This window comes from Bacillus sp. BC08 (assembly GCF_054326875.1).
On sequence record NZ_JBTGPA010000031.1, the window covers coordinates 576,721 to 588,464 of the forward strand.

Below are 11,744 nucleotides of genomic sequence, written 5' to 3' on the forward strand. Positions count from 1 at the left end.
CTCTCCTCCATATTATCTTAGTTGAAAATGTAGTATACGGGACATAAAAATACTAAAAAATCCAATTCCTTAATTCTCACATTAAGAAATTGGATCTTCTTTCATTACCTTGTAATACTCATACTGCGTTATTATAAACATTATAAAGAATATACGTTTTATATAAGTTATGCTAATAACACATAAACTAATATAACTTTACTGATTACTCTCAAGACATTCATAAACCGCCATCATCTCACGTTTATCCAATTCGCGAATGCGATTAAAAATTGGTATTTGCGAAACAGCTTCTGTTAATAAGCTCTCATCCACAACATCACTAACTTTTCCAGTTAACCATGTTTGTACATCCACGCCCTCAACAACTTCTTTTAGTCCTTCGTCATTTATACCAGTTGCATTACAAGTTACACATGGGATTGTTAATTTAAAGACACCATCATGCAAATTATCTTCTGTTATAACTTTCTTTCCGTTACAGAATGGACATGGATTACCTTTTTTAATTTTATTAATTTGGGTAACTAACTTTTTGTATCCAAACGCTTCGTATACATACGTAAGTTTTTTATATTTACCATTTGTGAAATACTTATCTATAATGTTTTCTCTCGTTTCATAAACATTAGGGAAATCACAAACAGTTACTCGATTATTAACACTAATGAATTCGATATTTCCTTTTATTTCATCCCAGAATGGTAAAACATTTTGTAACACCATTTCATAGTTTGAAAAGCTTGCCTGTTCTAATTCAAACATTTTCAGTGCAACTTGTGCTTTTCTTGGCAATAAAGAAACATCTTCTGTCAATTTCATATTTCCACCAACAATAGATTTCAATTTATGAAGTGCTGGTAAATCACCGACTACTTTCAACACATCATCAACTGGTTGATTGATAATTTCACGAATATCGAAGTTACCAAATTTAAGCGGTTTATGATGATTTAAAACTGTTCCCTCACAAATTGGACAGGTCATCATTTCTTTAGAAGACTTAATTTCTTCTTTAATAGCTGCTTTTGAAATAACAATATACCCACCGATGATTGTATTAAATCCTACCCATGTTCTGCGTGTCTTTCCTTTTTTATCATAAAATGATTTTTCAAAATATCCGTACCAAAACGTATGCTTTTCTTCTTCTGACATATCGTTATAGCTCTTTGATAAATCGTGACCAAGCTCATTTTTAATTTCCTCAAATAGAAATTCTATTTTTTCATATTGATAAAATTTTAATACTTTCATGATTTCCGGATGGAATAAACCGTCCCAAAATGGAATGTTTTTATCTTGAATTGTAATCTCTTTATCGAAAACTTCAATTTGAAGACGTCCAGAACAAGATGGACAGTGATTGTCCTGTGAATAGAAATCAAAACTTCTCGTGTCTTTATTAGTTGGATGAGCAGCTACAATATGATTAATTAGTCCACCAATTTCATATAAGAAACTATATTGACTATATAAATGTCTTTCAAGATCAATAGCAATAACAGGTGCAATTGTATCAGATTCATATTCGCCATAAATTAAACGGGCCATTGATGATAAACTTTTTAAAATACCACCCTTATAAATGTTTTCCGCATTTTTAAAATAGTTAATATGATTTTCTTCTAAATAGTGAACGCCTTTTTTTTGCTTAAGTGCTGAAGAAATATGTATTTGCTCAGCATTATTCACACTGCTTTTTTGACGATAATAATCTTCATGACTTACTACATCAAGATGCTTTATAGGTTCGGGCTGTCTTTTCCCGAAATCTACAATATAATCAGAGCTTTCTAACATGTAACTATTATGTTCAATCATAATGATAGAGACCGATTCATCTTGCAATATCCCTCTAACACTATCTATAAATTGATTTAAAATATTTTGTGATAAACCTTTTGAAGGCTCATCAAAAATAAATAATGTATGTGGATTTCTTGTGTTTGCAAATAACTCCGAAACTAAATGAACACATTGAAACTCACCTGTTGATAATGTTTGTGTTTTTCGTTCTAACGTTAAATAACCAAGTCCTAATTTAATGAGTAGACTCAAGCGTTTATACGCAATATCTTCATTTGGGAGTTCATCTATAATATCCTCAATCGAACGCTCAAAAATATCATCAATTTCTTCGCTATACTTTGTTAGTTTCTTTTTAATATCTAGGAAAGTGGCTACAGTTGATCGACTTGTAATAGATTGATTTCGATCTTGTCCTACCATAACTAATTTATCTTTTGAATATCGTTTCATGAAATCTGTAGCTAAACATTCATTGACAAGTGTAGATTTCCCACATCCAGATTCTCCTGTAACCGTTACAAGCCTATTTTTAGGAATTTGAAACTCTTCCATTTGGATATTACGGCAATATAATTCTTGGAATGTATAATATTCTGTTGGTATTTCTTTATTTAAATCCCACAGTATTGGTTTTGGTCTTGGTGATTCTTTCACAATTTGTCCACCATATTTTCCGCTACCAGGTCCAAAGAACAATTGCTCATCTGTTGTATCCAATACTGTATCTGAATGATCGATGAGCCAAATTTGATTTTTACAACCTAACTGCTTAATCTCTTCTAATATTTGTAATAATGTTTCGTGATCAAGTCCAACTGAAATCTCATCAATAATAATTACAGCATTTTCACTTACTGCCATAAATTCAGCCAAATAAAGTCTTGTTAACTCTCCACCTGACAACGTACCCATAATTCGATTTAATGTTAAATAACCAATGTTCATATTAATTATATTTTGCAGTATATGTTGCTTTGCATCACTAATATTTAACTCTTCCGCTAACGAAAGAATAGACTCAACACTTAAATCATTAATATTTGAAATTGTATGTGGTTTAGCAAATAAATCTATAGTATGTTGTTCGATTTCTTCGTTATAACGTTTCCCCTTACATTTTTTACATTCAATATTTTTAGTAGTACCACGGCCTTTACAACCAGTACACCAACCTAACTGATTATTAAACGAAAAAACCTCAGGGGAAATATGAAATACTTCGGCAAGTTTTTCGCGAACTTCAGTAAATACACCAGTATGAGTACCTATCGTTGAACGTGGGTTGGAAGAAATCGATGACTTTCCTAGAAAAAGTACTAAAGGCATATCTTCCATCTTAATAGCACTAAAATTTGTTTCCATTATATTAGGAAATAAATATTGATATTCAGCCTTTGGCAATAAAGAAACTAATCGTTTTTTTGATTCTTCGCCAATCGTTTGACAAAAAGTTGTTTTACCCGATCCTGATAAACCAGCGATTCCAAACGACTTATTAAATGGAATAGCTGTATCTAATTTATTTATGTTATTAGCAATTAATTGATTTACTTTCATATTAACCTCTATTCTTATTTTTCATAAAAGTCATTTTTACAGTATAATAATTACACAATAAATATAATTTTTTACGTAATTACCCTCTTACTTCAAGGAACTTATCCTTATATATTTCAAACCACTGTTGCCATTCATCTTTAGAAAATTCTTTTTCTTCTCCTTCTAGAACGGAAGAAAAAAGATCTAAACAAATATGCCAACCTGCTATATCTTTTGGTGTATGATCTGTTAAATCATAAATGTATTCTTTAAGAAGTAAAAGAGTACCATTTTCCTCTTTATGTATTTCAAATCGGACACGATCTTTATCCCAAGTAAATTCAAGCACTGCGTTTACTTGACACTCTAAAATATCAATATTTATAAATGAACCGTCCATCATGTCAAACTTGATTATTCCACCTGTTTTAAGGCTTTCAATCTGTAAATTAGACATCCATTTTTTAAGCTTACTGTTTTCTGTTAAAACAGACCAAATTTCCTCTAGTGTATATGGAAATGTGCGTTCAAATTTTACAATGTATCCATCAGTTAGTTTCCCAATTTCAGCTATCATGTTAATTGCCTCCTTGTACAGAATGTATGTTCTCACTTCATTTTACACGAATATAAATATAAAATAAATATTTATATCACGGAAGTATTAATTTAAAGTTAATAGCGCTGCAAAAACTTAAATATTTTCTAAATCAAGTTATATTATGTTGAGAATGAAATATCAAGTATGTCCCTTTCCTTATTAAATATAAACTTACGCAGAAAAAAAGCCGCATTTGCGACTTTTGAAATGATAAAATTTACTCTTGTTTTTGTTGAGTGATTTAGCGCTTAATCGCATCGACAATTAGCGATGGAAAACCAAGTTTATCGCCTTTATTTCTAGAATCATACCTTTTAGAACGGAAAATAACACCGTCGTTTGCATCCCATTCGTTGTAATAAAACTGACCATTTTCATCACAATATTCAAGTAAAACTACCTCAAATCCAGCAGTTTCAAACATTTTCGTTAATGTTTTATAATTATGAACGATTTTATGACTTGCTGCTGGATGATCTTTCGGACCTGGTCCGCCTATTTGAACTATATTTTGGTACGCTTCATCTTGGAAAAACGCATCAGGAACACCACACCGAATGTGCCCTGCTGGCTTTAAAAATTCATAACAAATTTCTGCTGCCCTTACACCTTCTTCAAATGTAAGGTGTTCCCATACATGTTCAGCTAAAATAGCTGAAATAGAATTGTATTCAAATCTTTCTTCCCACGCAGCTTTATCTAATAAGTTAAGTTCATCTTCCTGCGTTTGAATCCAACCTGGATTATTATTAAACATTCCAGCTCCGACTACTACTTTAATTTCGTCTTGTTTTATTGCCATCAGTTTCACCTCATAGACATTTTAATTTATTAGTATATTCTATGTTTACTATTATCCTTCCTTCTTCGACCAAATTTAATAGCATAAGTCCAGTACAATACCGAACTCATGCTGGAAATTTTTCTAACACAACGATTTTCTAACTTTATGGAATCAGTTTATAATACACAACTGTTTTTATACTATTTATATACGATTTTTCTTACATAAACATAACACACTAAACATTAGCACAAAACCAGTCACGTAAAAACTTGTTGTTCCGCTGCCACCAGTATTAGGAATTACCCAATTATTTTTCACATTTTTCACTGTTAGTTTTTGTGTCCTTACCGCTTCTGTAATTTCTATTTCTATTGGATCTCTAAGTAACATATATCCGTTTGGCGCTTTTATTTCTTTAATCGTATACTTTCCAAATACTAACTGATTGGAAATCACCTTTCCTTTTTCATCCGTTGTTAATCTAGTAACTTCTTTACCTTCTTTATCTAAGACTTGAAATACAGCACCTTTTAGTTTTAGATTAATATCCTTATCATCAACTTTCTCAATTTCAAATTGCCCAGTCGGATCTGGTAATTTCTTATTTCCTATTTTAATTTCTACTACAGTATCTTTTTCTATTTTTACAGCTATTTTATCTTTTAATAATTCATAACCTTTAGGTGCTTCTACTTCCACTAGAGTATAGTTACCTATTGGCAATTCTTTTGATATCGCTTCTCCTTGTCCATCTGTTACTAACTCACCAACTACTTTTTTATTTGAATCTTCAATATGAAACTTTGCTCCTGCTAGCTTTTTATTTTTAGCGCTCGTATCTACTTTTACTAACTTCATTTTCCCCATTGGATCTGGTAATTTCTTATTCCCTATTTTAATTTCTACTACTACATCTTTTTCTATTTTTACAGCTATTTTATCTTTTAATAATTCATAACCTTTAGGCGCTTCTATTTCCACTAGAGTATAGTTACCTATTGGCAATTCTTTTGATATCGCTTCTCCTTGTCCATCTGTTACTAGATCTCCAACTACTTTTCCTTTTGAATCTTCAATTTTAAACTTTGCTCCTGCTAGCTTTTTATTTTTAGCGCTCGTATCTATTTTTACTAATTTCATTTTCCCCATTGGATCTGATAATTTCTTATTCTCTATTTTAATTTCTACCACTACATCTTTTTCTATTTTTACAGCTATTTTATCTTTTAATAATTCGTAACCTTTAGGCGCTTCTGTTTCCACAAGGGTATAGTTACCTATTGGTAATTCTTTTGATATCGCTTCTCCTTGTCCATCTGTTACTAACTCGCCAACTACTTTTTTATTTGAATCTTCAATATGAAACTTTGCCCCCATTAATTCTTTATTATCATTATTACTATCTACTTTTTTTATCTTTACTTTTCCTGTACTAGGCTTGTTCCAATGTTGCCAGTTAAATTTGAAATTGTGAAATTCAAATCCACCAGTTTGTTGTACCGCACCGACAAATGCTTGTCCATTAATTGAACCGCCTTTTGTTTCTAATACAGCATTTGGAGCAAACACACTCCCAACGACACCATACCCCTCTGTTGTAATTTTTTTTGCATTAGGAAAAACCCAAATCACCTTCCCGTATAACTCAGTGAACGGTGAATTAGGAGAATAGGGTTGTGATGTAGGAATTATATCTGTAGCCCTTCCAATATTGTTCGTGTCATATAGAATAGACCCATTTTTAAATGTAACATCTATTGCATCTGAATACATAACGATAAAATCCTTTCCTTTCGCATTAGGTAAAAAGACATCTCTTATATCTAAATTGATTTTCCCTACCAATTCTGATGAAACATAAATATTAGGATTGTTTATATCTTTTCCGATTCCATAACTCATATTTAGAATTGGGGTATTCGTTTTATATTGACCTGCATTTTTACTGACTTGGTTCACTATGTTGTGAAATTCATTAAATTTCGCGTCAATTTCTAGTTTTTCTTTATAAACGATACGATCATAAGAAGATTGTATGATACGATCTGGATCACTCTCTTTTGTCATTACGACTATTCCGTTTTGAATGATAAAGGATTCCTCTCTTGATTTTTTAAATTTTCCAGACAATAACAAGGATGGATATCCTTCATCGTCCCATTTTTCCCCAACTATATTAGATGTTCCCGCTGCTGCACCTACAATCGTATAACCAGATGCATCCATATCACCTTGAACTGCAATTGCTCCTTCAATGTCGCCACCTACTGCTTTATGGTTACCAAAGACTACAGCATTATAACGCGATATATCCCCTAGACCTTCTAAGTTAGTCGTGGAGCCATATGCTTCTTTTGGTGCATATACGACAAAAATTACACATAACATTAACAAAACCATAAAATGAATACTTACCAACTTTAATCGTAACCTCAATTTCTTTGTTCCCACCTTTACCGTATTTTTTCTACAGTCGAATAAAGTGAAACTTTTTTCAGTGAGGATTTACTTTACCCTCTATATACCTTCTTTGCTTATCTCTGGATTTTCGGTCCCACTGCCCATTAAAACAGGATAAATAAATTCATTCTATCGAGTTAATTTTTTCTTATAAATTACGACTAGAAACACACATAATAATAGGATTAAGACTACTACGGTCCACTTATTAAACATAAATATCTCTTTACGCATTTTTTGTTTTTCTTTCTCATTAAACTCCACACGCTCACCACGAACCAGTAATCTATTTGTATTTACTCCATAAGGCGTACATGTAATTAATGTAATATAATCTTTATTTTCCACAATTTTTAAATCGTCCGTTTCGTGTGGTAACACTACTTTAATTTGATCTACTTTATAAGCAAGAACTTTGTCTAAAGAATGAATATAAAAAAGATCTCCTTCACTCAACTTATCTAAATCTGTAAATAATTTTGCTGATGGTAAACCACGATGCCCTGTTAAAATAGTGTGCGTATTTTCTCCACCTACTGGAAGTGAAGAATAATCTAAATGACCTACCCCGCGACTTAATACTTCCTCAGAGGTCCCTTGATAGATTGGTAGTTTTATATTAATTTTCGATATTTCAATATACCCCATTACATCACTTAAATTTAACGCATCGGCATACGCTTGATGATTATTTTTTTCTTCAGAAAATGGATCTGCAAATGTTTTCATGGAAGTTTGAACTTGTTTATTATATTCGGTTGCTTCTTTTTCCCTACGTTCAACTTCTTTCTTTTGTAGTGCTTTGATCTTCTTATCGTAGGAGCTAATCTCAGAATAATGTGCACGAGTCGCCAACCAATTACTAATAGTAGGATATAAAAAAATACCTAATCCTAATAAAAAAATACCTCCTAAAGCAAGATTTCGTTTCATATTTCCACCTCTGCATATACTAAAATATCGAAAAGAGGGAAGCATTTTGCTTCTCCCCTTTTTACATCACTTGGTTACATGTTCCTAAAGCCTTAATTATTAGCAAACTTTTTTCTAAAGAAAACAAATACCGCTGTAGCCATTAACGCAAGGCCTAGTACAGTAAATAGAGTCGTTCCGATACCACCCGTTACAGGAAGAATCCATCCACTTTTATTATTTTCAATCGATAATTTAACCGTTTGATTATTTTCGCTAATCTTTACATCAATAGGATCCTTTAATAATTGATATGAAGCTGTTGTACCATCTTCTTTTGTATAAGTTGGTGCTTTCGTTTCAAAAATTTGATAGTCTCCATACGGAATGTTAATCCATTTAATAACACCATTTTCATCTGATACACCTGTGACTTCTTTACCTGCCACAACAACTATTTTTCCATTTTTATCTTTAAGTACAAACTCCGCACCTTTTAATTTCTTCTTATCAGCACCATCAACTTTTGTTAACTCGATAATTCCAGTTGTCGGAACAACAACTACAGGTTTAGATTCCTTTTCTCCAATTACATTATTTTTATTTATAAAATCAATTTTTGCTCTATTTAAAATTTCTGAACCAGATAGTACTCCTTCTTTTACTTGTGATTTAATTTGTAAATGAAATTCTTTTTTACCATCTAACTTTGTGAAATCTTTTACTGTAGCTGTTACTTTTTGGCCTTCTACAGCGACCTCTACAATGCTTGCATTTACTTCCGCTCCATCAATTTTCACGATTGGTTTTCCTTGAATCATTAAACGATTGTCTAATGTATCTGTTACTACATATTTTTTGTATTCTTTAATGTCTTCTGGAATTAATGTTTTGATATCATAATTGTAATTAGTTAACGGATTAATTGGTAACGCTTCCAAATTACCGTTAATCTTTTTATCAATATTTGGTTCTTCATAGTTTTTCACTTTTACTTTAACTACTGTACCAGAAGTAATTGTTCCATCTTCGTTAATAGTTCCGGAGGTCTTTATAAAAAACTCGTGTTTAGTCGGATCTAGTACATACCCTTTCGGCGCTTTTGTCTCTTGGAAATAGTATTCCCCATACTCTAATCCTTGCACGCGAATATGCCCATTACCATCTGTTGCTAACTCTTTTTTCACTTCTGTACCATCTTTTTTAAATAAAGAGAATACTGCACCTGCTAATGCTTTTTCATTTGCACCACTCTTTACTAAATCAACCGCACCACGTTTAATCTCATTTTTCGGATACATATGAACATCATAGTTTAGCACCTTACCCTCTTGATTCGTTAATGGAATATCCACTGTATACGTATTTGGATTTAGGTTAACATGCGGAGGTCCTGCCACTTCTTTCACTTCATAACGTCCTAGCGGAAGATCTTTTAATACAGCTTGTCCGTTATCATCTGTTACTACTTGAGTTGGAGTTGCTCCCATTACAGGCTTCACATCTTCTTTCACGATTTTCCCATCGTTTGAAATATTTTCAAACGACGCAACCCTTTTCACTTCAAACGTTACACCTTTTAACGGCTTCGCATTTGTTGGTACCTCTTGATTTGCAGAGCCATCTCCTTCTATCCCCTGTGCTCCATCTTTTTCTTGTTCATATTTATGGATCGTTAAAGTACCTTTGGATGGTGAAGCTGCCTTTACTAATACACTAGACCATGTAGAAAATGTTAAGAAAAATATTAAAAGCACACTAAATATTTTTTTCATTTCTCTTATCCCCTTTACTACTTCTATCATTTTAATAATCTCTTTATTACTATTACCCTCTTAAAAGTAATAGTGTGCCAAGTACCAGATTTAAACGAGTAACCTAAAACATAGCCGTCCAACAATCCATTGTTTACAATCACTTATTCACTCTTCTTATTTTCTATTATTACGTTGTCTCCCCGTACGATTTATGTAGTTTCCCCCCTGAATTACACTTATATCTCTACTTCAAAAATCATTACATATTAACTTCTATCGCAAATTTCCATTAATTACTTAACTTAACTTTAATTCATTAATCGCTCCCTTCCTATCCCTATTTAAAATCCAATCTTAATCATTTTTGATACATATAAGCAATGAACAACGAATAAGTGTGACAATTCATATTTTACGTTACTCCCTAAAACTATTACCTGTATATTCAAATAATATGTGCTACTCATGTTAAATTATGGTATTATTCTTAGAAGTTTATAATTTTTATGGATAAAGTTTTTCCGTTTCTACTTATGAAAAAAGGGAATATATAAACATTCAACTATTACACACAACTGTAAGGAGGAATAATATGACTAAAAAGCGCAGTCTAGTTGAGATAGAGTACATTTGTAATATGTTTTTCCAATCTTTTGAAATTCCAGTTTGTTTTTTAGATTGTAACAAAAATATTCTTTTAGAATTTACATCAAAAGATGATTCACATTCGTTCTATAAATCAAAAATAGAACAGTTACATGTGCTTTTTCAAAAAAATGATTCAAATAATTCACCTATCTTCAGAACTCACCAATATTTAGGGCACTTCATTTTAATTCACATAAAGAGCCATTATATGGTGAACGGTACTGTTATTATTGGGCCCTTGACACATGTAAATTTTTCTACAAGTAAAGCGGATAGTAACCTTAATTTTATTTCGAATTATAAAAGAACAAGAGATCATTATTTTTCATTGTCAGTCAAAGATCAAAACTTCTTTGTGAATATAGCAATATTGTTCTATAACATTCTCTATAAAAAAAATTCAAATGTAAGTACCTTTTCAAATAACAGTGACTCATTTCATGTAAGTCATAGCAGTATCTTAAACGAGGATGTATATATTTCAATGCAAAAAAACGAATCTATCTGTCATAATTTGTATATAGAGAACCAACTACTTGGAGCTATAGAAAACGGGGATAAACAAAGCGTACTCAAATATTATTACGAATTCCAACAAGAGACTTTTTCATCCTTATCTTCGTTCCATCAATTAAGACGTCATAAAAACATTTGTATTTCATCCATCACACTTGCTACTAGATATGCTATAAAAGGAGGACTTCCTTCCGGGATTGCTTACAAGATTTACGATCTACACATCCAAAAGACAGAGGGTTTAAAAGACACAGAATCTGTTTGGGATTTATTAAGAAATGTTTTCTGTACTTTTGCAGACCGTGTAAAAGCACAAAAAGTACAGAAATACTCAAAGACTATCGTTATTTGCAAAAACTATATTTTTGAAAATATTTACAATCAAATATCTGTTAAACAACTTGCTAAATTTGCAAACGTAAATTCAGATTATTTATCTATATTATTCAAAAAAGAAGTCGGTATTTCATTAATTGAGTACATTCAACGTGAACGAATTGAAGAGGCAAAAAAATTATTAACTTTCACAACCTATCCCTTATCAGACATATGTGCTTCGCTCAACTTTAGTGATCAAAGCTATTTTACTAAAATTTTCAAAAAATTCACTAACGAAACACCTGGTAAATACCGAAAATCTCATGTTGTCATATAGAGTTAAACTTTCATTAAAACAAAGTGTTTTTAGTAACTTATCAATGGCAGATTAAAA

Annotated in this window: 7 protein-coding genes; 1 reads left to right on the plus strand and 6 read right to left on the minus strand. The window is 31.6% G+C overall.

Features of this window, described 5'->3' with window-relative positions; translation table 11 throughout:
* Positions 1-198 precede the first annotated feature (198 nt).
* From ACXVYO_RS13650 to ACXVYO_RS13675, 6 genes are all read right to left on the minus strand, one after another.
* Positions 199-3,369 (minus strand): ATP-binding cassette domain-containing protein, encoded by a 3,171-nt coding sequence (locus tag ACXVYO_RS13650; protein ID WP_458467438.1) that lies wholly within the window; start codon positions 3,367-3,369, stop codon positions 199-201.
* 79 nt (positions 3,370-3,448) lie between these two features.
* Positions 3,449-3,928, minus strand: a complete 480-nt coding sequence (locus tag ACXVYO_RS13655; RefSeq protein ID WP_458467439.1) for an SRPBCC family protein — start codon at positions 3,926-3,928, stop codon at positions 3,449-3,451.
* Between the two features lie 265 nt (positions 3,929-4,193).
* Positions 4,194-4,754, minus strand: a complete 561-nt coding sequence (locus ACXVYO_RS13660; RefSeq protein WP_458467440.1) for a class I SAM-dependent methyltransferase — start codon at positions 4,752-4,754, stop codon at positions 4,194-4,196.
* A gap of 186 nt (positions 4,755-4,940) precedes the next feature.
* Positions 4,941-7,175: a SpaA isopeptide-forming pilin-related protein gene (locus ACXVYO_RS13665; protein WP_458467441.1), complete on the minus strand. Its 2,235-nt coding sequence runs from the start codon at positions 7,173-7,175 to the stop codon at positions 4,941-4,943.
* A 153-nt stretch (positions 7,176-7,328) separates the two neighbouring features.
* The gene (locus ACXVYO_RS13670; protein ID WP_458467442.1) at positions 7,329-8,132 is read right to left on the minus strand and encodes a class C sortase; all 804 of its coding nucleotides are present in this window, start codon (positions 8,130-8,132) and stop codon (positions 7,329-7,331) included.
* A gap of 92 nt (positions 8,133-8,224) precedes the next feature.
* Positions 8,225-9,886 carry a SpaA isopeptide-forming pilin-related protein gene (locus ACXVYO_RS13675; RefSeq protein ID WP_458467443.1) on the minus strand — a complete coding sequence of 554 codons (1,662 nt, stop codon included), beginning with the start codon at positions 9,884-9,886 and terminating at the stop codon, positions 8,225-8,227.
* Positions 9,887-10,460: 574 nt separating this feature from the next.
* On the opposite strand from ACXVYO_RS13675, the gene ACXVYO_RS13680 reads away from it, so the two are divergent.
* A complete protein-coding gene (locus tag ACXVYO_RS13680) occupies positions 10,461-11,687 on the plus strand; it encodes a helix-turn-helix domain-containing protein (RefSeq protein ID WP_458467444.1) in 1,227 nt (408 codons plus the stop codon).
* Positions 11,688-11,744: the final 57 nt, after the last annotated feature.